This window comes from Paenibacillus sp. GL_099_B, from assembly GCF_057835695.1.
Window position 1 is genome coordinate 6,898,097 of the sequence record NZ_CM174430.1, and the last position, 22,097, is coordinate 6,920,193.

Genomic DNA, 22,097 nt, shown 5'->3' on the forward strand with positions numbered 1-22,097 from the left:
GATAGCTATCGATCCTAGAGAGACTAGTCATGTAACGCCAACCTAGAAAGTTATAGCAGCAGCACTATAAAAGATGGATCACGTTTCACCCCAGCCCGGCATGATGCCAGGGCTTTTTTACGTTTGCGCAAACAACCAACCACCTCCGCAGGGAAACAGAGGTATCGTGGTTCTTTCTGTGGGGTTTATAATATGGCAAGATAGCAAAAGAGGGAGTGATGGGATGTATTCCGATCTGCAACTGACGGAGGACCGCCCTGTATATATACAAGTCAAAGATTATATGAAGCGATTGATGCTCAAAGGCGGCCTGCAAGCCAAACAAAAGCTTCCTTCCACCCGCGAACTCAGTACACTCATGAAAGTAAGCCGCAGCACGATTCTGCTGGCCTATGCTGAACTTGAGGAGGAAGGCCTGATTTACGCAGTCAAAGGCAAAGGCAATTACGTAAGTTCCACCATTGATGCACCTGAGGCAACATCCGGTTTGCAGCTGGACTGGAACGAACGTGTCAGCGATTATGCAATCCAGGCAGAACAGTATGATCTGATGAAGCATGGCTCTGGCTCAGAGCGCGGTGAGATTTCATTTACCAGCATCGCGCCGGATGAGAAGCTGTTCGACATGCACAATGTGAAAAGAGCTTTCCTCGACCGGATGTCGCTTGAAGGTGAAGTGCTGCTGAATTACGGATATGCGCAAGGCTACAGGCCTCTTATGAAGTATCTGCAGCGTTATATGGAAAATAAAGGTGTCGACCTAACGGGCAAGGATATTCTGATTACCAACGGATTTACAGAAGGTTTTGATCTGGTACTGGGCGCACTTCGCAAAAAAAGCGGCAGGGCCCTGTGTGAAAACCCGACACATCATACCGCTGTTAAAAATCTGAGACTTCATCAATTCCATCTCACCGGTGTGGATATGGAATCAGATGGTCTGGACCTGAAGCAGTTGGAACGGGAACTTGCAGCAAACCCGTATGATCTGGCCTATCTCGTGCCCTCCTATCACAATCCAACCGGGATCGTCACATCACCTGCCAAACGGACAGAGATCATTCGGTTGATGAACCAGTACCATGTACCGATTATTGAAGACGGCTTTAACGAGGAATTGCGTTATTCCGGTTCCCACGTCTCTCCCCTGATTGCAAGTGTGGGCAAAGGGAATGGACTCGTGTATCTGGGCAGCTTCTCCAAGATATTGTTTCCGGGACTGCGCGTAGGCTGGGTCATTGCGGATGGGGCACTAATTGATTATCTGGAAAGCATGAAACGGGCGCGCAGCATTCATACCTCGACGCTGGATCAGTCGCTGCTCTATCAGTATCTGAGCAACGGCAATTTCGAGAAATATTTGAAGCGGGCCCGTACGGAATATAAGCGTAAATATGAGTTGGTCGTTCGCTGCTTGCGGCAGTATCTGCCGATGTGCCGGGTTTCCGGTGAAGGCGGACTTCACCTGTTCGTACAATTTCCACCAGAATACCGCACGAGGGAGCTACTGGCGGCTTGCAAGGCAAAAGGCGTTACCTTCATGCCCGGGGATACCTTTTATCTTGAACCAGGCCAGGGACAAAACACGATGCGTTTGGGCTTCTCCCGGGTCAGCGATGAGAACATTCGCAAAGGTATTCGCATCATTGGCGAGACGGTTGCTCAAATGAAATGAGGAGGATTCACATGAAAGTTGGCGTTATTATGGGTGGCACATCTTCGGAGCGGGATGTTTCCTTGCTCACCGGACAGGAGATGATGAACCATCTGGATGGACAGAAGTATGAGGTTATTCCGGTGGAGATCAACAGCAAACGAGATCTCATTGAGAAAGCAGCAGGATTGGATGTGGCACTGCTCGCTCTGCACGGCAAATACGGCGAGGATGGTACGATTCAAGGTACGTTGGAGTCGCTGGGTGTTCCTTATACAGGCTGTGGTGTCCTCGCGAGCAGCGTATGCATGGACAAAGATATGTCCAAACGCCTCATCCAGCATGCGGGTGTACCTACTGGCGAGTGGCTTCAGGTAAGCAGTCTGGATGAATTGTCATCAGTCGCTGTGCAGCAGTTAACGTATCCCGTTGTGGTAAAGCCCAATTCAGGCGGTTCCAGCATAGGTACACAAGTGGTGCAAGAACCCTCGGCTCTTCATGCGGCTGTAGAAGCGGCACTCGTCTGGGATAAAGTCGTTATGATCGAGCAATATATTGAGGGCGAGGAGATTACCTGCGCCGTTCTGGATGGTCAGATGCTTCCTGTTATCTCGATTCGTTCAAATGCTGATTTTTTCGATTACACCTCCAAATATAATGACGGCGGCGCTGATGAGCAGGTCGTCCATTTACCTGCGGATTTGCACAAACGTGTAGAAGTTGCAGCACTAACCTGTTACCGGGTGTTAAAATGCAGTGTCTATGCCCGCGTAGACATGATGATTCGAGATGGCATGCCATATGTGCTTGAGGTGAACACGCTGCCGGGTCTTACCCGAAATAGCCTGCTGCCTAAAAGTGCAGCCGCTGCCGGTATTTCCTTTGCGAGTTTGCTGGATTCCATTATTGATCTCTCGTTAAAAGAACGCCAAAAGGAGGCAACGCGATCATGAGTCTGAATGTAACGATTCGTAACAGTTCCCCTGAAGATCTGCAGGATATGGTCATTCTTATGGATCAACTCGGTTATCCAACTACGTATGCCGAGATGAAGGAGCGTTATTCGCACATCGCTGCGGATTCAAACTTTGCAACGTTGGTTGCTGAAGTCCGTGGTCGTGTCGTTGGACTGATTGGCCTCCAAACATCTTACCTATATGAAAAAAACGGAAGGCACTGCCGTATCATGGCTCTTATCGTGCATGATCAGTTCAGAAGCTCCGGCATCGGTCGTCAGCTTATTCTGGAAGCTGAGCAATGGGCAGCCACGCATGGCGTAGATTCCTTATCCCTGAACAGCGGCAATCGCCCGGATCGTGAAGCTGCGCATAAATTCTACCAACAGATGGGCTTTACCGCGGGAAGCACCGGATTTAGCAAAAAGCCGCAGGCTTTGCAGCATAGCTGACTGTTTGCAAAGTAACATCAAAAAAACGCCCATTTCCAACACAAAGGTCGGAAACGGGCGTTCTCTATTTCGCTATAAGTAATTTATCTTTTGGCCTTCATGGATTCATACGCAGCAAGCAACTCCTCTATAGCCACTCCATTAATCTTCATTCCTGCCACCTGACACTGCTCCAAGTGTACGCCGGATAGATCACAGTCATTGAAATGACTGCCCTTGAGATCACAATGTTCCCAACGCATGGGTACTCTGTCTGGGCCGAGGTGTGTATCCTGAAAATGAACGCCATCCAAAGCACAGAATTCAACCTTGCTATCTGTTAAACGCAAATCGGCCAGTAATATGCCGGTCATATTCAGATTGGTGAATTTGCCCCCACTCAGGTTGCAATCGGTCATCCGGAGATCCCGAAGATTGCTGGTGCTGAAGCGAAGTGAATCCAGATCAGCTTGGTAAAATTCAGTAACCGTCTCATCCTTAACATTGGATAATTCCTCGGATGGGAGCTGGATTACAGGTTCTATTGTTATGATTTTCTCATATCCATATTCATCTTCAGACGCATAGAGACAGACATAACCCATTTTCTCATAAAAATGATGATTATCCCGCTGTCTTCCCGAGGTCTCCAGCTTCCATATCCCAATCTCAGGGAATTCGGCCTCAACAAGCCTGATGACCTGAGATCCTATGCCCCGACCATGACAGACGGGGTCAATAAAGATTTTATCCAGTCTCGCATGTTTGCTCCCCAATACATTGACACTGACTCCACCAATGGCACATCCATCCCATTCTATAACGTAATAGTCCCATTCACGGATCACATAACTGTGCATGCGAACAGACGAATAGCCTGGTGGACAGATGTTGCTGTCCGGAACTGTGTCTCCTTTAACCCAGACCCGGATCGCATGATCAAATGCTCGGGTGCATATCTCTGTCAGCATAAACGCGTCTTCTTGCTGAGCACGCCGTAATTGGATGGTCAATTGACTTTTCATATATAACTCCTCTGGGATTTATTTGGGATGACACGACAAAGAGGAGCACCTCCAATAGAGGCACTCCCCGATTCGTTTCATCATTTCAGAAACGCCGAAGCTCCTCGTAATGGGTCAAAAAGGACACACGTATCCCGTTAATGGTCTAACGGAATTTTTCGATGTGTTCTTTCATGATCATTACGAGAAATCTGGCATACTCTGAAAACCCCTCTCAACCTAAGGCTTACATACAAATCTTACTTATGGCCGATCAATGAAAATCCAGCCTGTTTCTTTTTCCTTATCTACAGATGCCCCAAGAGACTCTGCCATAAAGCGCAGCGGGACGTAAGTTTTGCCGTTTTTGCCCACATAGGCGGGTTCAACCAACGTTACTTCCTTGCCTGCAACGGTTGCCTTCTTGGAACCTACAGTCAGGACAATCTCATCGCCGGTGATATCGTCAATAACGACGATTTTATCCGATCCTTTGGTCCATTTCACTTCAGCATCCAATTCCTCGGATAGATAGCGCAGAGGAACAAATGTTGTATTTTTAACAGTGATTGCGCCAAAGGATTCGTCGTCCGGATAAAGCATAACATTTTTGCGGGTGATTCCCGCTTCATCTTTCAACAGTTGATACACAAGTGAATTGGAATCAAAATTGCGCAACATCTGACCTGGCGTGATATCTCCCTGCATCAGATCAATTGCACCACCCGTTTTATCCACGGCATCCACAGTTACTGGTCCACCAATATTCCACAGTTCACTGTCACCGTATACGGATACCGATTTGATCGGCAGATCTTCAGAAGCAGGCAACGCTACTTTGAAATCATAATTCTGTTTACGGATATTCAGTGCGCTGTCCAGATAAAAGTCCAATTTGAGATTGGTCTCTGTTCCGAATACCGTCTTCAATTCAGGCGTATCGGTCAACAAGCTGGCTAGTTCTTTGTCGTAATTGGCAAGAATCTCGTCAAGACCGCCCTTAATCATTTCGTACAATGAAGCAACCTCAGCATCCCGTGATTCGCTAATAGTAGAAGGCAGGGCACTACCTTCGCCATTATCAACCGTGTTGATTGTAACGAGGATAGGGTAGAACACATCATACAGATCCCCAATCAGATCCTTGAGTCCTTGCTCATCCTGAGCAACACTTGTCAGAAACGGTTTAACCATAGCAAGAAGCTCTTCTCCACTGATCTCCACATGCAGCTTGGAGAGGCTCAGCGATTCACCGTTAACCGATTCCTGTACCGGAGTTACGGAAATATTTTTTGGGTTGGACAAATGCTTCAGCGCAAAGGTCAGCAATTTCGGGGAAAGCTCCTCGATCTGCTTCTCCAACGCCTTCGTATCTAGCATAGGAAGTGTGTCATCCTGCAAAGATATGTATAGAGGCTTTTGCGCTCCGTCTACATCAATGACCATTTCCGATTTATCCATCGACAGATGGAAAGGCAATTTCTTTCCTTGCATACTTAGTGTACCTTTGACAGACACCGTACTGGAGTCCTTCACTTTGGCATCTTCAATATCCAATGAAACGGAATTAATGAGTTCAATCATTTGAAGCGCATCCTCATCGACGAGGTTTGCTGTAGGTTCAATTTTTATATGCATCGACTGTTTGGATTCACCGGACTTGACGGTTGTGCTGTTGACAACGGCTTTGCTAATATCTACGCCACCTACGGCCTGACATCCCGTAAGCGCAACCATCATCAAAACGAGTGGTACGGCAATCCACTTCACTAACTTGTGATTTTTGATACGATCTCCTCCTTAGGAAAAATGTGGTTCACTCCTATTATGAGGGTTATAGGTAATTGTTGTAAACCGAATCCATAAATAAACACCAAAAAAAGGCCGAACAATGGTCCGACCTCGTGTACGACGTATATTTAAAATTTGGGGTAATGGGCTTCAACAACACTATGCCTAGTCGAATCATAAACAGTTAAGTTTATTCTTTTTCCGTATCCTCTGCCTCAGTATCCTCATCGGATTCTTTACCATCGGTACGTGCAGGGGTTTCAAATTGATCCGGCTCGTCGTCTTGAATGGCTTTGTTCTCTTCATTCTGGTCTTGTGTCATATCGTATTCCCTCTCTTCTACCGGATTTTAGGCACAGTCTGTGCCTTGTTTCTATCAATAACCGGAATAATGACAAATTAAACAGACGGAGGTGGGAACTTAGAAAATATAAAAGACAATCCCGTTCCCGCTCGCAGCAGTTGCCTGATATAAAGCCTGAACATCATTCAGTGTTTGAACGATCTCCTGGAATGTCTCCTCTGCGTCCCAATCTTCCATGACAGGATACACGCCCTCAGCCACCATTTGTTCCAAGCTAAACCGTTTCTTCAATTCTTCAGGTATCAGTTGTTCTAACGCCATGTACGCCTCAAGCACCTGTTCATTGTTCAGCAGGAACAGATCCATGTCTGAATAGTTCCCCAGATATTGTTCGCCTGCCAAAGGGACCACATATCCCAGAGGAGGCTGCCCCTCTACCACTTCACCAGTCAACGTAAACTGAAGCATCTGCCACATTTTATCGATATCCAGCTCAACCGAACAATCATGTACACTGACTTCACCTGACTTAATGGATTCAATCAATTCCTTGGTAACAACAAGATATCTGCCGGACATGCCCATACCCTTATCCCTCCTATGTATGTACTTCTCTTCTTTCCCATTAACCGTGCATGTTGTACAAGAATCGGGGTAAAGAGGTGGAAAGGGACAATATTCTCCAAGAAGGAGAGGAATCCATGAAAAAGTTTGATTACAGCCTCAATTACGATGAGCTTGATCTGCGCAAGCAGCCTGAACTCTATACCGTTGGCCGGGGAGAGCAAGGAGTATTAATGGTTGGGTTATACGCGGGCCCGACGGTATAGGAATCATAAAGGTGGACGCAATAGCAGTTGATTGCATTAGGCGCTGCTGGATGCAGCGTGACCTATGGAGTACTGAAGATTGTTCAGATATAGACGCTGCCAGTGGGTATTCCCGCTAGCAGCGTATTTGGGTTTTTTACGGTTAAGCCTGTGCTTTTTGCGGTTTACCACTCTTCGAACGGGGCCGAAGCATGCCCCCTACGATGCGCAGCATTTGTCTGCGCGGCATAAGGCGGGCGAACTGGGCCGTCCAATAATTGGAGGCACCTGGAACAGCATACGGCTTGCCTGACTCCAACGCCTTCATCGCTACTTCCACAACATGCTCGGGCGTATCCCGTTTGCCTACCGAGGCCTCTTCGGCTCCTACTACGTCAAAGAATGAGGTATCAGTTGAGCCAGGGCATAGAGCCAAAAACTGAACGCCTCGCTTCCGGTTCTCTTCATACAATGCCTCTGTAAAAGAAAGGACGAAAGATTTCGTAGCCCCATATACAGCCATGTATGGATCAGGTTGAAAAGCAGCCGTTGAAGAGACATTGATGACGGCACCGTTCCGTTTTTGCAGCATGCCTGGCAGGAAAAGATGGGTCATGTTCATGACTGCGAGTACATTCAGCATAATCTCTTCCTGCTGCCGTGCACCATCCACCTTCTCAAACATTCCATGCGTGGCAAATCCCGCATTGTTGATTAATACATTAACCTGTATGCCCCGATTCATACATTCCTCATAAACGTGTTGTGATGCATCCGCTTGGGATAGATCCGCTACAATCACTTCCGTCTTCACTTGATAGGTTCGCTCAATCCGTTCTGCCAATTGACGCAATTTGGACTCCGTTCGGGCCACCAAGACCAGATGTTTGCCTTTTGACGCCATTTCCAATGCAAAAGTCTGTCCAATTCCTGAAGAAGCCCCCGTAATGAGTACCCATTGATTCTGAACCTGCTTCATATCTCATCCACCCTTTTCGAACACTCGTTTTTTATTGGAAACACTGTTTCCTAATGAAATCATCGTACTCTCTTGTCTTCTTACTGTCAACTTCTTTTGATCATTTGACGATTTCCAGCGTAAAACAGTAGAATGACGATAAGAAACACGGTTTCCGTTAAACAACAATATGGATGTATGAGGATGAGATAGATGAAAGATCACAATTCGGGTTCCAAAGAATCCGCTCACACGGTCACTACCTTTCAGGAAGCCAGACTCCAGCACTCCGAAAACCTGCGCCAAAATATTGTGCATGCCGCCGCATCCTTGCTGCAAGAGCACGGTCCCGAAGCCGTCACGGTTCGGCGTGTGGCAGAACGAATGGAGTGCTCCACCAAAATCATATATAACCTCTTCGGCAAGAAAGAAGGGTTAGCTAAATATCTATACATGGAGGGGTGCACCCTCCTATCCCAATCGTTTGAATCCGTGCCTCAGCAAGCATCATTCGAGACATATTTTCGTGACCTTGCTTATGCCTACTGGGATTTCGGGATTACACAATCCAGCTTCTATCAGCTGATGTTTGGCGGTTCATTTGTAGAATTCAAACCAGATGCAGAGAGTCTGCAAGGAACAGCAACTGCCCTCAAACAAATTACGTCCCTGGTTGCGGCCTCAATTGAGCAGGGAATGCTTAAGGAGAACGATCTCCTGCTTGCAGTCCGTATGATCTGGGCCCCTCTGCATGGTGTCATCCACCTGTACCTGGGAGGCCATATTGAGAGTGAGGAAGCCGCCAAACGGCTATATGATCATACGTTGTCCATGGTCATTCTTTCCCTTGTTGGGGTATCCGCGAATTGATAAGCCATAAATTGATAAAGAAACGAAAAAAGGAGCAGGCACTTCATCGCTCGGATGAAGGACCTGCTCCTTTTTATAATTATATATAAGGGATTACCATTACCAATTAACGCGCGGTTTCGTTCTCAGCTTCCCAACGCGAGATTTCAGCACGAACTTTGGGAGCCACCTCTTTCCCGAGCAGTTCAATAGCTCTCATCACTTCTTTATGCGGCATCGTGCCGAGGGGAGTGTGTAACATGAAGCGTGTGATACCAACTTCTTTGCGCAGATAGATAATCTTTTGAGCCACGGTATCCACATCACCCACATACAATGCGCCTTCCAGACTGCGTGCCGCGTCAAAGGTTGCACGGCTGTAGTGTCCCCAGCCGCGTTCACGGCCCAGTATGTTCATGACTGCTTGTGCGGGCGGGAAGAATTTCTCTACCGCTTCATCTGTTGTATCCGCAATGAACCCATGGGAGTGGGAAGCCACAGTCAGTTTGGAAGCATCGTGACCTGCATGTGCGGCTGCTTTTTTGTACAACTCCACCAGTGGTGCGAATTGAACGGGGCGACCACCAATAATGGCGAGTACAAGCGGTAATCCAAGTAAACCTGCGCGGACAACCGATTCCTGGTTACCGCCACTACCGATCCATACAGGCAGCTTCTCTTGTACCGGACGTGGGTAGATGCCCAGATTGTTAAAGGAAGGGCGGTGTTTGCCTTCCCAAGTTACTTTTTCCGAATCACGCAGCTTTAAGAGCAGCTCCAATTTCTCGTCAAACAACTCATCATAGTCATTCAGATCATAACCGAACAATGGGAATGATTCGATGAATGATCCCCGCCCTGCCATAATCTCCGCACGCCCATTCGAAATGCCGTCCAGCGTTGCAAAATCCTGAAATACCCGTACCGGGTCAGCCGATGATAGCACCGTTACAGCGCTAGTTAGGCGAATGCGTTTGGTCTGTGAAGCTGCGGCGGCCAGAATTATAGCTGGTGATGAAGCGGCATAGTCGGCACGGTGATGTTCTCCCACGCCGTATACATCCAGCCCGACCTGATCTGCCAAAACAATCTCTTCAACGACGTCGCGAATACGCTGCGCATGACTTATAAGTTCTCCTGTGTTTACATCTGGGTTCGTCTCCACAAATGTACTGATTCCGATTTCCATTGTCTATTCCTCCCTGTTATGAAGCGATCCGTCGTTCATCTAACCTATTGTAAGTAGATCACCTTTTGTTATTTATCTTAATATTGAACTATTTTGAGGAAAAATACAAGTGCCCCCTGTTTTCCAGAGGGCAATTTCGTGACATATTCTTCTCAGAATCCAATGATTTCATGATTATTTCTTTTTCCCAATGTACAACAGGTGAGACGAGATTCCCAATATCGACGGGTCTTTGGCCGCCTCAATCATGTACTGGATCAACTCATCGTATTCTCCGCGTTCCTTCCAATATTGCTGCTGCTCTTCTGTGAGCATAGCTCTCAGACTGGACGATCCAATCAGGTTTACCGTTTCAAATCCGTACTGCTCCATAAACGGGTTAATATCCTGAATGTTGAAATAGTACGCTCCCGTAAACCGTCCCTGATCCAGATGATCGAATGTCCCCTTTTCCACAAAAGATCGGATAGCTTCCATGTGGTCATGTGGCTTCCATTGCTGCGGGAATTGCAAAGAGGTAATGCCCATTCGCATGCGGCTCTGCATCGCTACAAACACGGTTCCCCCACGCTTTGTGACCCGGTGCAGCTCCCGTACCGCAGCCACTCGCTCTTCTTCCGTCTGCAAATGATATAACGGTCCCAGCATCAGAGATGCATCATACGTCTCATCTGCAATACCGTTAAGATGGGTCGCATCCAATACATGAAATCCGTCAAACTGCTGTGTCAGATCCAATTCCTTTGCCTTCTGCTGAGCCATATCCACAGATGCAGGGGTCAGGTCTGACAGCGTGACATGGTATCCGAGCCTGGCAAGCTCCATCGCATATTTGCCTGGTCCGGCGCCATTGTCCAGCACAAGTCCGGTTGCCGGAAGTGACTCTCGGATATAATGCATGTTAATGATGAACTCCAGCGGTTCCCAATCCAACCTTCCCCACTCGTCAAATCTGGAATAATACTCAATCACACGTGATCTTTCCATGATTCTGCACCTGCCTTTTCTCAACATTAGGGCCATATAAAAAAACAAAAAACCTGCCACCTCAACTAAGAGGCGACAGGTCTGACCTTCGCGGTACCACTCTTCTTGATCCATGAACAGGATTGGAAACAACATGCTCCAACCTATGCTGCCATAGCATCTCAGGACCTGATGACGGAGGTTAACCGTCAGGATCTACATGAAGTCAGCGTATAGCATCATTTTCAGTATCCAGCCCTTTCGTGCGCTGAACATTGACGATACTTACGTAACTACGATTCGATCCTGCTGCTCACAGGTGAGTTGGGGAAAGGTTGGACTGCCTTGCACCATAGCGACAGTTCTCTGGACCAAACCTTGAACCTTACTACTCCTGATCATTGCATTTGACTGTTAAATTTTAACCAGTATAGTACTTCTAAATATTTCCTGTCAATTCATTTCAAATAAATCCCGGAGGTAATCTCTCCGCCCATGCAAGATGCGATAAATGATAATACCCTCTCCAACAATGCGGTAAAAAACCAGATAGGGAGAAACGACGATAAACCGGTATCCTCGCTGGATCAGGTTATAATCATCCTCTGACAAAACAGAACCTATATTGGGAAAATCGGCAATATCCCTTATTTTTCCATCCAGTTTATCAAGCATCTTTTCTGCCTGTTCTACGTTATCCATAGATATATAAGAGAAAATTTCGTCCAGATCATCAACAGCAGCAGGAGTATATCGGATGCTACTCTGTTTTGGAAGCATCCAATTTTCTCCGTAATCGTGTCATCACTTGCTCGTGACTGGGCAACTCTTCACCTTCAGCCACCTGTTTCTCAGCGACGAGTAGTTTGGATTGCAAGGCGTTTCTGGCTTCCATTCTCCGGTACGCTTCATGGCTCATCACGACTAAATCAGCTTCTCCATTGCGGGTAAGTATCACGGGCTCATCCAGCTCATGACAATATTTAGAGAACCCGTTATAGTCCTTGCGTATTGTAGTTGATGGTTTGATCTGCATAACTTCCCTCCGATATCATTATAATCACTTAATTATAACATTATAATACTACTTTATTCATCTTGCTTCTTTCTCCACACAACAAAAAAGAACCTTCACTTCCACAGCGTTGCAGAAATGAACGTTCTTTATGGTTTAAGACAAGGCCAATAACATGGCAATCCAGTGTTGCCTAAGGGGATTTGCTAGATTTTTTTCACAAACTCGGACTTCAGCTTCATCGCGCCTAGGCTGTCGATTTTGCAGTCGATGTCATGATCACCGTCAATCAGTCGAATGTTTTTGACTTTGGTGCCCTGCTTAACTACCAGTGAGCTGCCTTTCACCTTCAAATCCTTAATGACCGTAACAGTATCGCCATCATTCAGGACATTACCGTTGGAATCGCGTACTACTTTAGTTTCTTCCGCATTCTCTTCTTCTGACGCTAGCGCCCATTCGTGCGCACACTCTGGACACACCAACAAATTCCCGTCCTCGTAAGTGTATTCGGAATTACATTTGGGGCAATTAGGCAAATTAGACATATGTATTAAACTCTCCATTCATTTTGTGGCTTCCTCGCAAGTATACGGGAATGCAGTCCATTGTTCCACATTAGGCCACGGTGGTTAATTGATTTTAAACTAAATTTAAGATTGCCCCGCCCCCTGATTTAAGGAAGGTTCCTTATACTGAAGCTATAGAAGAAAAATGGTGGAGCATCACAACGAAATACTATTCTTAAAAGTCGTGTCTTACACGAAATGCTGATATATATCCTATAAAAGGAGTTTCTGCTCATGTCACCCTATGTTTTTCCTGTTCAAACGGCTTTTTTTATTTTTGTCCTTATCGCCATGTTCCTGCTGGTTCCTTGGTTGATCTACGGATATCGGAAAGATGGATTTTTCAGCTGGTCAAGATTTGGCGTCAGCTTTTCATTTATTTTCTACCTACTGGCTGCGTATTGTCTGGTTATTCTTCCTTTCCCGACCACTCGTAATACATGTGCACAGCAAGCAGCGGATACCGTATATTACAACCTTGTTCCGTTCACCTTTGTAAAAGATATTATGAAAGAAACACCACTCGTCTGGTCTCAACCCGCCAGCTATATCGGAATGATTCAGGGCAGAGCTTTTCTGCAAGTTCTGTTCAACGTAATGCTTCTCATGCCACTTGGCGTGTATATCCGTTATTTTCGGCAAAAGAGATCGTACTGGAAACAGGCTTTGTTAAGCGGATTCGGCTTGTCCCTCTTCTTTGAGATTACCCAGATCACCGGCTTCTACGGTTATTATGATTGCCCTTATCGGTTATTTGACGTGGATGATCTCCTGCTGAATACATCAGGAACGGTACTTGGATTTTTCGCAGCTCCCATCTTGCTTGCCTTATTCCCGTCTCGTGCAAGTATTCAGGCGAAGAGCGAGCAGATTCTGGAACAAAACAAGGTCTATCCTGTGCCTCAATTGCTCGCGCTTATCATTGACGGTGTAGTTGTTGTATTCCTTTCCAATCTGATGTCCATTTTCAATTGGAGTAATACAAATGTGATCGTCAGTACGCTAAATACGGTGATCGCCATGCTGTTTGTATTTTTCTTTATTCCATCATTACGAGATGGTAAGACTCCAGGGTCCGCCATAATGCGGTTCAGATATGTTAACCGGGAAACTGGCGACCCTTCAAGCGCATCACTGTTCAAAAGGTTGCTGGCACTTTATGCCCCTTGGATCTTGGTCACCATAGCTCAATTCATAACCGATTATGCCTTTCTGAACGAAAATGCGATGCTCGAACCTTATAAGGTGTGGATCTCTGTCGGAATTTTTGGTCTGCATATGCTTATTTTCTTGGTGTTGTTCATTCATGTCATGCTGGTGCTGTTCTCCCGAGGCAAGCGAGCTTTTTACTGTGATGATGTGTCCAAGACAAGAGCATCCCGAAAGTAAATGCTGGACTCATTCCACTCACAGCACATAGGTTCAGGTGAAAAATAGTACCGTAGCGTTTGCCATTACAGTCGGCAAGTTTGATCCATCGTAAAAAAAGGTGTGCCTCGTCAACTAATGACGAGGCACACCTTTTAGCTATGTTGAGATGAAGTTCAGAGGTTGTCGAACTATAGCCCCAGCAGCTCACGTTTGGAAGCTTCCGGATCATGGACCAACTCCAATTCATGATTGAAAATCAGCGTAGCACGATCATCTTCGTAGGCAGGCCAATTTACTCCCGCTGTCTCAGGCTTGCCCTGCTTGGCAAACGAAATCCATGCATCCTGCACTTTACCCGCAAGTTTTACCGCGGCAGCATCCGGTTCGGCATTCATAAACTTCAATACAGGTAACGTATTAAAAGCAAAGAAGATATCGATGCTATGGATTGATTTTTGCAGCAGTGGATGCTCCGGCATCACCCAATCAAATCGATACATCCATACAGGTGCATGCTTCTGCTGAGCAGCCGCATATTGCACAGCCGAGCGCCAGAAGAAAAGATCTGTCATCACTTGGGCTTGACCATCTGCAGTCTTCGGATAACTGTCCGCAATCGCTGCCCGATTCTCCAGATCAGGTGTCATGAAATCAACAGCCTTCACCATGTTGATTTCTTCGGAGTAAGGTACCTGAGGCTGAATGAACAACGATCCTTCATGCAAAGTGGTTCCGATCAGTACAGGGATATCCTGTGCCGCGCCTTCTTCTACCGCCTGGAGAGGCGCCTTCGGAATTGTAACTCCATCCAGTACGGGCTGGAACAACAGGGCCATACCTACACCACTTTGTTGTTTGACCGTCTCGCCAGCAGCGATGATTTGCTCCACTGGAATGGTTTTGAGTTTATGCAGGTCATCTGGTGTTACACCCAGTACCTTCAGCATGCCCTCACGAATGGCAGAAGCCTGCTCTGCTGGCACGACTTGTGAAGCTCCACTTTGCATAATGGCGCGATGGAACAATCCTTTGGCTGCTGGCATCGCCATCAAAGCGGCAATACTCATGCTGCCCGCGGATTCTCCGAATACAGTGACGTTATGCGAATCACCGCCAAAAGCTTCAATGTTGTCCTGTACCCATTGCAGCGCAGCAATCTGATCCAGTAAACCCACATTGGATGCAAAACCTTCTCCAAGCGGAGCCAGATGCAGAAACCCTAGCGGCCCCAGGCGGTAGTTGATTGTCACGACGATAACGTCTCCCCGGAGGACGAGTTGTGTTCCATCGTACATCGGCTGGCTGCCAGCGCCTGAAACGAATGATCCGCCATGAATCCATACCATCACGGGAAGTGGATCATGGCTTTCTTTTTCAGGTGCCCAGATATTCAGGTAAAGACTATCTTCCGATTCCACTGGAGGCTGTCCGGATATGGCCTCGGTTTGAGGATTTCTTGGCTGTATATTTTCAGGGCCGAATTGCTTCGCATCTCTGACTCCGTCCCAAATCTCGGGTGGAACCGGAGCCTGAAAGCGTAATTCACCTACGGGTGGTTTAGCATAAGGAATGCCTTTCCATACAATCGCTCCATGCAGAAGCTCTCCTTGAACCGTGCCATATCTTGTGTTCACTTGAAGTTCCCTCATGCGCATATACATCCTCTCTACTGATCGATAGTTCCAGCTTACGACTGGTGTTGCTCAGATCCGGGTGTAACTTTGGGCTGACGAAATTCTGTCTCAAGGTTTATTAAATAAATAACGTACACGAAGAATAATCTTGTATTGCTTCAACGCCCTTTCGTACGTACTGGCAGGCGCGTTTCCACTTATTTGAGTATAGATCTCCGTGAGACCCATTTACAAGTTTGTCCAGATTCAACCGCCAAAACTACGTTTCACGTGGAACTTTTACAGAAATAATAAAGACTCCGCTACAACTAACGAGCGAAGTCTTCTATTGCTGCCCTGCATATTTCATCAACTTACCCGATGTATGGGTCAATTACCCCCATTTACTTTTACCGGATAATGAATTGTATATTCCGCGCCTTCAATCCAGCTCCCCGTAACATGATCACGCCCCTTAACGACAACCCGATCACGGTATACATCCACATGCAAACTCTCACTTCCCTCAAGATGCTCCTCCTCATCCGTCCAGAGATAAGCTACAGAGGAAGCATTAAACATCGTTGCCATCTGCCCGCCACCTTCGTACATGGTGCGCTGGGCCTCTATTTGCCAATGGGTGTGCCCAGAGAAGAGGATGACCTGCGGATAACGACTTAGAACAGCCTTTAATGCTGCGTCCTGATTCACGCCATACCAACCCTGTTCCTTCATGGAACCGGCGACTGTATCCATTAGTGGTTGATGGAGGAAGACAAAAATCGGCTGCTCAGGCAACGCTTGTTCCGACAGTTTGGTTTCCAGCCATTGCATCTGTTCGACAGACATATCACAATCTTTCGGATGAGGCTGCTCCGTACCCAGGAAGATATAATGATATCCGTCGATCCAGTGGTCGTGGTACGATCCGTTCATACCTGTGATTGCCGTAAAATCGTTCAACCGCTTCTGCCATAACTCCTCAATTGAAATAGATTGCTGCGGTTTCTCAATATCATGAGCCTCTATTTGGCCCATATCCCCTGAATGCCCCAGCACCTTACCCACCTCATGCTGGGTCATTGTGGTCAAATTCAACGGCGGATCTCCCCATAGAATGGCTCCAATATCATGATTGCCTACGGTGTAACGTATTTGAGGCAGTGAATCGCCGTGAGCCTCCAATATACGCTGCAACTCCTGGTATTCTTGCGGCATTCCACGATCGGTAACATCGCCCACATGCATAATTCCGCTGCTGCCATGGCCATACGTTGCGATGTCTTCCAGCGCTTTCTCCAGATGACGGTTATGGATATGATCAGCCTGCTCTCTCACATGAGTATCTGTGATGACCTGGAAGCTGATTATCGGTTGTTCGTATTTATTTTCATTATCCATCAGGAATCACTCCATTTCAGTCCAATAATGCCAATCAGAATAAAGCCCATCCAGACGATCGACATCGCCTTCAGACGTTCTCCCAGAAAGTAATGTCCCACGATCCCAATCAATGTAATGCCTATGCCCGACCAGATGGCATAAGCAACACCCAGCGGCATATACTTCACAGCAAAATTCAACAGGGTAAAGCTCGCTCCATAACAGGCAAACATAAGAATGGAAGGCCATAAGCGGGTAAAACCATCCGAGACCCTCATCAGAATCGTACCGCTCAGCTCCAATCCAATCGCTAGGGCAAGCAGTATCCATCCCGTATACGAATGACTCGTCATCGGTTTACCTCGACTTCCAGCAATTCATCAAACGAACGAACCGTAAGATCCGCGAGCTTGATATGAGCAGGTTCACCGACAGCAATCTTCCAGGCAGCTCCCGCAGCACGAGCCATCTCCATATCACCATCCGTATCGCCGATCACGACAGCTCTTGCAGTAGATACACCCAGACGCTCACACGCCAGCAACAACATGTCAGGAAACGGCTTTCCCCGTCCAACCTGATCCGTTCCTACAACTACGGAGAAAAAGGATTCAATACCCATCCACTTCAAATGACTTAGGGCATTTTCTGTCTCATCCGCTGTGACGACGCCCATTTTCACCCCCTTGTTGCGACACTGTTCAAGAAATGCAAGGACGCCTGGGAGGGGCTGAGCAGGGCGTTCCTTATTCATCGCGTATTCTGCCAGTAGCAAACATTCCCTCACAATAATTTTCGCTTCCGCCCAGCTCAATCCTGCACGATAGCCATGCCAAGTTAATACGGCGTAGACTTCCTCCATCGTTCCCATGGCAAGGGGTCCTCGCACATCATAACCGTTCATTCGTCCCTGCTCATCATGGAATGTTCCCCATATATGAGGAATCTCTGCTGCATTGAACTGAAGGCCACGGGCAGCAAGCTCTTCTCGGAAGTTCTCCATCACACGATCTGTCCAGAAGCCCCACATAGTTGTAAAATCAAGCAATGTCCCATCCTTGTCAAATAAAATAGCCTCAATTGGGGTAGAAAGGCTCCCCAGCGTTAATTCGGGCATTGGTTACGCTCCTTGTCTGCTGAATTACTAAGTCAGAAAAGCGGCACATGACTGCACCGCTCCTCCAAGTTAAGCTTGTTTCCCTTGTTATTTCACGCGATCCAATTCTTTTTGAGCCTTTTCTTTGGCTTCTTTCAGCGCTTGTGCCGCTGGAATGTTATTAATCTGTACCTGATCTGCTGCATCCTTCAGCGCATCATTGATTTTGCCTCCAGTCGGGTCCTGGAACGGAGCCGAAGCATGGGAAGCCTGCTGCAGTGGAACCTTGATTTGCGGGTTCTCTTCACTGAACGTTTTGAAAGCAGGATCTTCTTGAGCAGATTGACGAACTGCAATGTAACCTGTGTTCATGGACCAAGCTGCTGTATTCGCTGTTTCCGAGAAATACGTCAGCCATTTATAAGCTGCTTGTTGCTGTTCTGGACTTGCTTCGGCCGGGATACCTGCCATGATCGCACTCGCTACAGGTTTGCCTTGGCCTACACCTTCCCAGCCTGGCTGTTCCACGGCTGCAACGATGCTGAAATCGAGATCTCCCTGGTCCCCGCTGGAACCGGTGTATCCGGCTGCTTTATTTTTCATGACATCATCAATGGTTTTGTACCAGTACTCCCAGCCTTGGCCGCCAAAATGAATACCCATGGTCTTGTCCTCATTAATCCACTTGCGGAACAGCTCCCACGTCTCTACCCATTCCGGTGAATCAATCGTTACGGTCTTGCCGTCATCACTCAGAATCTTCCCGCCTTTACCCAGCACGGCGTCGATCATGTTATCGCTACCCCACATCGGCTCCCAGCCATAGAAGGTTGTCTTGCCATTCTCCTGCTTGCTCATCTTCGCTGCCGCTTCAGCAAGTGCTTCCCACGTGGTCAGAGTGGCAGGATCGATATTATTCTCTTTCAGCGCATCCATACGGTAATACATGATCTGAGTTGTTCCGTACATCGGTAAGAAATATTGCTTGCCGTCTACTTTCCCCTGCTCCAGGAAGGTCTGCACGTAATCTTCCTTGTTAAAGCTCTGATCAGCAGCGATTAGCTCATCCAGGGATGCATAGTAGCCTTTGCGCGCCCAGTCGATATTGGAGCTTAGTACAGCGGCGGGTACTTTTTTCGAGGCAATGGCTGCCTGCAGTTTTTGTTCCGTCTCCGTGTAATCTGCTTGTACAATCCCTTTCACAACAACTTCGCTCTGGGATGCATTGAAGGCGTCAATCGTCTTCTTCATGTTATCTCCCAGGTTACCACCCAGACCATACCAGAACTCAATCTCGACCGGACTACTTGATGCAGAATCAGCCCCATTCGCAGCAGCTGCATCTGAACCCGTGCCTGTGCCGCTATCGGCTGAGGAACCACATGCGGTGATCATGGCAAAACTCGCAGCCAGTACCAGCGACATGCCCCCTCTCCACCTGAGCTTTAATTTGTTCCGCCATTTCATACTCGCTTGACCCAATTTCATTTTGATTCCTCCTATATAAAGTATGTTGTGAAAATCAGTTCTTGTTAACGCCGGCAGTAATATTCACACTCTGCATAATCGTTTTCTGGGTAAACAGGAAAAGGATAAGCAGCGGTGCGATGGTAAAGGCACTGGCAGCCATGATCTGCGGCCATGCCAGACCGTAGGCTCCACCCTCCACGAAAAAGCTGCGCAGACCTGCGGATACCAGTTGCAGATTCGGGTCTTTGGTAATGAGCATCGGCCAGAAATAGTTGTTGTACTGGTCAATGAACGTAATCAACACCATCACGGCAAACGACGAGCGAACCAGCGGCGTCATAATGGTCCACAGAATGCGGAAGTGCGACGCTCCATCCAACTGTCCGGCTTCCACCAATTCGTGGGATACCTGCATGAACGCCTGACGGATCAGGAAGATGGAGAACACACTGACACAGTTGGACACAATCAGTCCGGTATAGGAATCCAGTAATTTAAGTTCACTGAGCACCAAATAACTGGGAAGATAAACGGCGGTACTCGGAATCATGTAACCCACCAGAATCAATCCAGTGAGTACCCCTTTTATACGAAAACGCATATGGGTGAGTGCGTAGGCCATCATGCTGGAGTTAATGACCTGGATCAGACAGATCGCTGCCGCTACCCCTGTACTGTTCAGAATGTAACGGGCAAATGGAGCAGACTGCCACGCATCCACGTAATTGTTCCAGCGGAACGTTTCGGGCCAGAAAGTTGGCGGGAACTGCCAGATCTCGTCATTCGTCTTGAAACCGCTAATGACCATCCAGTAGAACGGAAATGCCATCGTCAGACTAACCAGAGCAAGAAGCAGATAGCGGATTGCGATAGCAAATCCTTTTCCTGTACGAGAGACCTTCCATTTCTGCACTTCCTCACGACTATTATCTTTTCTTGTTTGTTTGGTTAAAGTAGTCATGTTCATCAGTAATGCACCAGGCGTCGGCCGAGCAGGAAGGATACTCCTGACAGCAGAACGCAGATCAGAATAATAACGACGGCGATGGAAGAAGCCTCGCCCACATTGAAGGACTCAAATGCAGATTGATAATACATATAAAGCAAGGTCCTTGTTGATCCCGCCGGTCCCCCTTGCGTCATCACGTTGATCTGGTCGTAAGCCTGAAGCGACTGGATCGTCATGATGATGGACAGGAAGAACGTGGTGGGTGAAATCAACGGCAGTGTAATACTTCGGAACTTGTCCCAACTGCCTGCCCCATCAATCGATGCCGCTTCAAGCAAATCGGATGGCAGATTACGCAATGCGACCAGGTAGAATACCATGGACCAGCCAATTGATTTCCACAGCGTAACGATGAGAACAGCTACCAATGCCCAGTTCTGATCTTTCAGCCAGCCGATCGGGGATATGCCGACCCAGCCAAGCAACAGGTTGGCCAGCCCCACTTCAGGTTCGAAAATCCATGACCACGCAATGGAGACTGCGACAGTCGGGGTCACCCAAGGGGAGAATAGCAGCGTCCGGAACAGACCAGAGGACTTAATCTTGCTGTTCATGAGCATGGCCAGCGCCAATCCACCCACAATCGTAGGCACTACACTTCCAAGACCGAACAACAGCGTAACTTTTAATGAACGGTAAAATTCAGAATTGGTTAGCAGATAACTGTAGTTATCCAAACCGACGAATAATTTGTCAGGACTCATGAAGTCCCAATCCGTAAAACTCAGATATACAATGTATCCCAGAGGCCCCAGCCAGAAAATGAGTAATGGGATAAGGGCAGGAAGGGTGAAGAGAACCGCTTCTGTCTCCCTCCATAGTTTCACACGCAATTTGCACACTCCTAATCGTCCAAATTTTATTTAATTTCTCTAAAAATCATGCCTTCAAACACCCTTTAATCTCTTCTGTACAAAAATGATTGTATAATACATTTGAAAAATGTAATTCCGGGTTATGTTAAAATAACGCGAGGTCATGTAAAATATGAAAAGGAAACAGGGAGTCCCATCCATATACTAGAGGTGAGATTGTGGGAAAAGAAGCTGCCGAGGACGAGAACCATTCGTCGTTGTCCTATCGGCCCGAGCTGAGGGAGAAAGTCATTGACGCCATTGCCAATACCATGGATCTGTATGGAGTCAATCATTCATTTGGTCAACTGTATGGCATTATGTATTTTGAGGATCGTCCAATGACGCTGGAAGAGATGAAAACGTCCATGAACATGAGCAAAAGTAATATGAGTTATGCTGTACGTTCGCTTACCGAATCTCAGATGATCTATAAATTGGAGGAAAAGCGGGAACGTCAGGATCAGTATCTGGCCGAAACCAACTTTTTCCGTACGTTTCAGAACTTCTTCGGGGCCAAGCTTCAACGGGAAATCGATGTGATGCAGGAAAGCCTCCGGGAGGTCATTCCGCAGTTATCGGAGATTATTCTCGCCAGAACAACTCCGCCGGAGGAACGGGAAGACGCTTTGCGGGATCTGCATAAACTACAGCATGCCGAGCAGTATTATGAGTGGTTGCAGGGATTTGTAGACCAGCTTCGGGATGGTGTCTTTTACAAAGACGCCCCACATGAAAGTGATTAACGTAGCGTTTGCGGGGGCTGTAGTGGGATTTTCACTTTAAACTTATATTCTTATGTTCAG

At 47.3% G+C, this 22,097-nt stretch carries 23 protein-coding genes and 1 pseudogene; 7 read left to right on the forward strand and 17 right to left on the reverse strand.

Features of this window, described 5'->3' with window-relative positions; all coding sequences use genetic code 11:
• The first annotated feature begins 223 nt into the window (after window positions 1–223).
• Genes pdxR through AC3ITG_RS31270 form a run of 3 tightly spaced genes read left to right on the forward strand, consistent with a single transcriptional unit; the run spans window position 224 to window position 3,062 of the window.
• Complete coding sequence (pdxR, locus tag AC3ITG_RS31260) at window positions 224–1,675, forward strand: MocR-like pyridoxine biosynthesis transcription factor PdxR (protein WP_489252353.1); 1,452 nt, start codon at window positions 224–226, stop codon at window positions 1,673–1,675.
• 11 nt (window positions 1,676–1,686) lie between these two features.
• Window positions 1,687–2,607: a D-alanine--D-alanine ligase gene (locus tag AC3ITG_RS31265; RefSeq protein ID WP_489252354.1), complete on the forward strand. Its 921-nt coding sequence runs from the start codon at window positions 1,687–1,689 to the stop codon at window positions 2,605–2,607.
• Complete coding sequence (locus AC3ITG_RS31270) at window positions 2,604–3,062, forward strand: GNAT family N-acetyltransferase (protein ID WP_489252355.1); 459 nt, start codon at window positions 2,604–2,606, stop codon at window positions 3,060–3,062. The genes AC3ITG_RS31265 and AC3ITG_RS31270 overlap by 4 nt, the downstream gene beginning before the upstream one ends.
• Window positions 3,063–3,145: 83 nt before the next feature.
• On the opposite strand, the gene AC3ITG_RS31275 is transcribed toward AC3ITG_RS31270, so the two are convergent.
• The 4 genes from AC3ITG_RS31275 to AC3ITG_RS31290 all read right to left on the reverse strand — a co-directional run bounded on the left by AC3ITG_RS31275 (window position 3,146) and on the right by AC3ITG_RS31290 (window position 6,725).
• Entirely contained in the window at window positions 3,146–4,066 is a 921-nt protein-coding gene (locus AC3ITG_RS31275) for a GNAT family N-acetyltransferase (RefSeq protein ID WP_489252356.1), read from the reverse strand.
• A gap of 243 nt (window positions 4,067–4,309) precedes the next feature.
• Window positions 4,310–5,815, reverse strand: coding sequence for a copper amine oxidase N-terminal domain-containing protein (locus tag AC3ITG_RS31280; protein ID WP_489252357.1), 1,506 nt, complete (start codon window positions 5,813–5,815; stop codon window positions 4,310–4,312).
• A 211-nt stretch (window positions 5,816–6,026) separates the two neighbouring features.
• Complete coding sequence (locus AC3ITG_RS31285) at window positions 6,027–6,158, reverse strand: hypothetical protein (protein WP_256336468.1); 132 nt, start codon at window positions 6,156–6,158, stop codon at window positions 6,027–6,029.
• 99 nt (window positions 6,159–6,257) lie between these two features.
• Entirely contained in the window at window positions 6,258–6,725 is a 468-nt protein-coding gene (locus AC3ITG_RS31290) for a YfbM family protein (protein WP_489252358.1), read from the reverse strand.
• 116 nt (window positions 6,726–6,841) lie between these two features.
• Between AC3ITG_RS31290 and AC3ITG_RS31295 the strand changes: the two are divergent.
• Window positions 6,842–6,952 (forward strand): annotated as a pseudogene (locus AC3ITG_RS31295) (DUF4385 family protein); the annotation flags it as partial.
• Between the two features lie 160 nt (window positions 6,953–7,112).
• On the opposite strand, the gene AC3ITG_RS31300 reads toward AC3ITG_RS31295, so the two are convergent.
• Window positions 7,113–7,928: an SDR family NAD(P)-dependent oxidoreductase gene (locus tag AC3ITG_RS31300; protein WP_489252359.1), complete on the reverse strand. Its 816-nt coding sequence runs from the start codon at window positions 7,926–7,928 to the stop codon at window positions 7,113–7,115.
• 192 nt (window positions 7,929–8,120) lie between these two features.
• Between AC3ITG_RS31300 and AC3ITG_RS31305 the strand changes: the two genes are divergently transcribed.
• Window positions 8,121–8,777, forward strand: coding sequence for a TetR/AcrR family transcriptional regulator (locus tag AC3ITG_RS31305; protein WP_489252360.1), 657 nt, complete (start codon window positions 8,121–8,123; stop codon window positions 8,775–8,777).
• A 106-nt stretch (window positions 8,778–8,883) separates the two neighbouring features.
• On the opposite strand, the gene AC3ITG_RS31310 is transcribed toward AC3ITG_RS31305, so the two are convergent.
• The 5 genes from AC3ITG_RS31310 to AC3ITG_RS31330 form a co-directional block, all read right to left on the reverse strand.
• Window positions 8,884–9,945, reverse strand: a complete 1,062-nt coding sequence (locus tag AC3ITG_RS31310; protein ID WP_413374013.1) for an LLM class flavin-dependent oxidoreductase — start codon at window positions 9,943–9,945, stop codon at window positions 8,884–8,886.
• A 174-nt stretch (window positions 9,946–10,119) separates the two neighbouring features.
• Window positions 10,120–10,932 carry a class I SAM-dependent methyltransferase gene (locus AC3ITG_RS31315; protein ID WP_489252361.1) on the reverse strand — a complete coding sequence of 271 codons (813 nt, stop codon included), beginning with the start codon at window positions 10,930–10,932 and terminating at the stop codon, window positions 10,120–10,122.
• A gap of 432 nt (window positions 10,933–11,364) precedes the next feature.
• On the reverse strand, window positions 11,365–11,691 hold the full coding sequence (locus AC3ITG_RS31320; protein ID WP_489252362.1) for a type II toxin-antitoxin system RelE/ParE family toxin: 327 nt from the start codon (window positions 11,689–11,691) through the stop codon (window positions 11,365–11,367).
• A complete protein-coding gene (locus AC3ITG_RS31325; RefSeq protein WP_413374010.1) occupies window positions 11,672–11,947 on the reverse strand; it encodes a type II toxin-antitoxin system Phd/YefM family antitoxin in 276 nt (91 codons plus the stop codon). The genes AC3ITG_RS31320 and AC3ITG_RS31325 overlap by 20 nt, the downstream gene beginning before the upstream one ends.
• A gap of 185 nt (window positions 11,948–12,132) precedes the next feature.
• Window positions 12,133–12,474 carry a zinc ribbon domain-containing protein YjdM gene (locus AC3ITG_RS31330; protein ID WP_076287691.1) on the reverse strand — a complete coding sequence of 114 codons (342 nt, stop codon included), beginning with the start codon at window positions 12,472–12,474 and terminating at the stop codon, window positions 12,133–12,135.
• A gap of 255 nt (window positions 12,475–12,729) precedes the next feature.
• Between AC3ITG_RS31330 and AC3ITG_RS31335 the strand changes: the two genes are divergently transcribed.
• Window positions 12,730–13,884, forward strand: coding sequence for a VanZ family protein (locus tag AC3ITG_RS31335; protein WP_489252363.1), 1,155 nt, complete (start codon window positions 12,730–12,732; stop codon window positions 13,882–13,884).
• A 170-nt stretch (window positions 13,885–14,054) separates the two neighbouring features.
• Here the strand turns inward: AC3ITG_RS31335 and AC3ITG_RS31340 are convergent, their stop codons facing one another.
• The 7 genes from AC3ITG_RS31340 to AC3ITG_RS31370 form a co-directional block, all read right to left on the reverse strand.
• Window positions 14,055–15,515, reverse strand: coding sequence for a carboxylesterase/lipase family protein (locus tag AC3ITG_RS31340; RefSeq protein ID WP_489252364.1), 1,461 nt, complete (start codon window positions 15,513–15,515; stop codon window positions 14,055–14,057).
• Between the two features lie 354 nt (window positions 15,516–15,869).
• The gene (locus tag AC3ITG_RS31345; protein ID WP_489252365.1) at window positions 15,870–16,880 is read right to left on the reverse strand and encodes a metallophosphoesterase family protein; all 1,011 of its coding nucleotides are present in this window, start codon (window positions 16,878–16,880) and stop codon (window positions 15,870–15,872) included.
• Entirely contained in the window at window positions 16,880–17,215 is a 336-nt protein-coding gene (locus AC3ITG_RS31350; RefSeq protein ID WP_110000479.1) for a DMT family transporter, read from the reverse strand. The genes AC3ITG_RS31345 and AC3ITG_RS31350 overlap by 1 nt, the downstream gene beginning before the upstream one ends.
• A complete protein-coding gene (locus AC3ITG_RS31355) occupies window positions 17,212–17,979 on the reverse strand; it encodes an HAD family hydrolase (RefSeq protein WP_489252366.1) in 768 nt (255 codons plus the stop codon). The genes AC3ITG_RS31350 and AC3ITG_RS31355 overlap by 4 nt, the downstream gene beginning before the upstream one ends.
• Before the next feature lie 87 nt (window positions 17,980–18,066).
• Window positions 18,067–19,446 carry an ABC transporter substrate-binding protein gene (locus AC3ITG_RS31360; RefSeq protein ID WP_489252367.1) on the reverse strand — a complete coding sequence of 460 codons (1,380 nt, stop codon included), beginning with the start codon at window positions 19,444–19,446 and terminating at the stop codon, window positions 18,067–18,069.
• Between the two features lie 34 nt (window positions 19,447–19,480).
• Entirely contained in the window at window positions 19,481–20,395 is a 915-nt protein-coding gene (locus AC3ITG_RS31365; protein ID WP_489252368.1) for a carbohydrate ABC transporter permease, read from the reverse strand.
• Window positions 20,395–21,270, reverse strand: coding sequence for a carbohydrate ABC transporter permease (locus AC3ITG_RS31370; RefSeq protein WP_489252369.1), 876 nt, complete (start codon window positions 21,268–21,270; stop codon window positions 20,395–20,397). The genes AC3ITG_RS31365 and AC3ITG_RS31370 overlap by 1 nt, the downstream gene beginning before the upstream one ends.
• Window positions 21,271–21,470: 200 nt before the next feature.
• Here AC3ITG_RS31370 and AC3ITG_RS31375 point away from each other — a divergent pair, with 200 nt between their 5' ends.
• Complete coding sequence (locus AC3ITG_RS31375; protein WP_489252370.1) at window positions 21,471–22,037, forward strand: GbsR/MarR family transcriptional regulator; 567 nt, start codon at window positions 21,471–21,473, stop codon at window positions 22,035–22,037.
• The last annotated feature ends 60 nt before the right edge of the window (window positions 22,038–22,097 follow it).

What these genes read in the sequence shown, in the direction of transcription:
- AC3ITG_RS31365 (WP_489252368.1), bottom strand. Translation starts at nt 20,395, where the DNA reads ATGAACATGACTACTTTAACCAAACAAACAAGAAAAGATAATAGTCGT.
- pdxR (WP_489252353.1), top strand. Translation starts at nt 224, where the DNA reads ATGTATTCCGATCTGCAACTGACGGAGGACCGCCCTGTATATATACAA.
- AC3ITG_RS31305 (WP_489252360.1), top strand. Translation starts at nt 8,121, where the DNA reads ATGAAAGATCACAATTCGGGTTCCAAAGAATCCGCTCACACGGTCACT.
- AC3ITG_RS31285 (WP_256336468.1), bottom strand. Translation starts at nt 6,158, where the DNA reads ATGACACAAGACCAGAATGAAGAGAACAAAGCCATTCAAGACGACGAG.
- AC3ITG_RS31310 (WP_413374013.1), bottom strand. Translation starts at nt 9,945, where the DNA reads ATGGAAATCGGAATCAGTACATTTGTGGAGACGAACCCAGATGTAAAC.
- AC3ITG_RS31325 (WP_413374010.1), bottom strand. Translation starts at nt 11,947, where the DNA reads ATGCAGATCAAACCATCAACTACAATACGCAAGGACTATAACGGGTTC.
- AC3ITG_RS31350 (WP_110000479.1), bottom strand. Translation starts at nt 17,215, where the DNA reads ATGACGAGTCATTCGTATACGGGATGGATACTGCTTGCCCTAGCGATT.
- AC3ITG_RS31320 (WP_489252362.1), bottom strand. Translation starts at nt 11,691, where the DNA reads ATGCTTCCAAAACAGAGTAGCATCCGATATACTCCTGCTGCTGTTGAT.
- AC3ITG_RS31360 (WP_489252367.1), bottom strand. Translation starts at nt 19,446, where the DNA reads ATGAAATTGGGTCAAGCGAGTATGAAATGGCGGAACAAATTAAAGCTC.
- AC3ITG_RS31265 (WP_489252354.1), top strand. Translation starts at nt 1,687, where the DNA reads ATGAAAGTTGGCGTTATTATGGGTGGCACATCTTCGGAGCGGGATGTT.
- AC3ITG_RS31355 (WP_489252366.1), bottom strand. Translation starts at nt 17,979, where the DNA reads ATGCCCGAATTAACGCTGGGGAGCCTTTCTACCCCAATTGAGGCTATT.
- AC3ITG_RS31300 (WP_489252359.1), bottom strand. Translation starts at nt 7,928, where the DNA reads ATGAAGCAGGTTCAGAATCAATGGGTACTCATTACGGGGGCTTCTTCA.
- AC3ITG_RS31335 (WP_489252363.1), top strand. Translation starts at nt 12,730, where the DNA reads ATGTCACCCTATGTTTTTCCTGTTCAAACGGCTTTTTTTATTTTTGTC.
- AC3ITG_RS31330 (WP_076287691.1), bottom strand. Translation starts at nt 12,474, where the DNA reads ATGTCTAATTTGCCTAATTGCCCCAAATGTAATTCCGAATACACTTAC.
- AC3ITG_RS31290 (WP_489252358.1), bottom strand. Translation starts at nt 6,725, where the DNA reads ATGGGCATGTCCGGCAGATATCTTGTTGTTACCAAGGAATTGATTGAA.
- AC3ITG_RS31315 (WP_489252361.1), bottom strand. Translation starts at nt 10,932, where the DNA reads ATGGAAAGATCACGTGTGATTGAGTATTATTCCAGATTTGACGAGTGG.
- AC3ITG_RS31345 (WP_489252365.1), bottom strand. Translation starts at nt 16,880, where the DNA reads ATGGATAATGAAAATAAATACGAACAACCGATAATCAGCTTCCAGGTC.
- AC3ITG_RS31340 (WP_489252364.1), bottom strand. Translation starts at nt 15,515, where the DNA reads ATGAGGGAACTTCAAGTGAACACAAGATATGGCACGGTTCAAGGAGAG.
- AC3ITG_RS31270 (WP_489252355.1), top strand. Translation starts at nt 2,604, where the DNA reads ATGAGTCTGAATGTAACGATTCGTAACAGTTCCCCTGAAGATCTGCAG.
- AC3ITG_RS31275 (WP_489252356.1), bottom strand. Translation starts at nt 4,066, where the DNA reads ATGAAAAGTCAATTGACCATCCAATTACGGCGTGCTCAGCAAGAAGAC.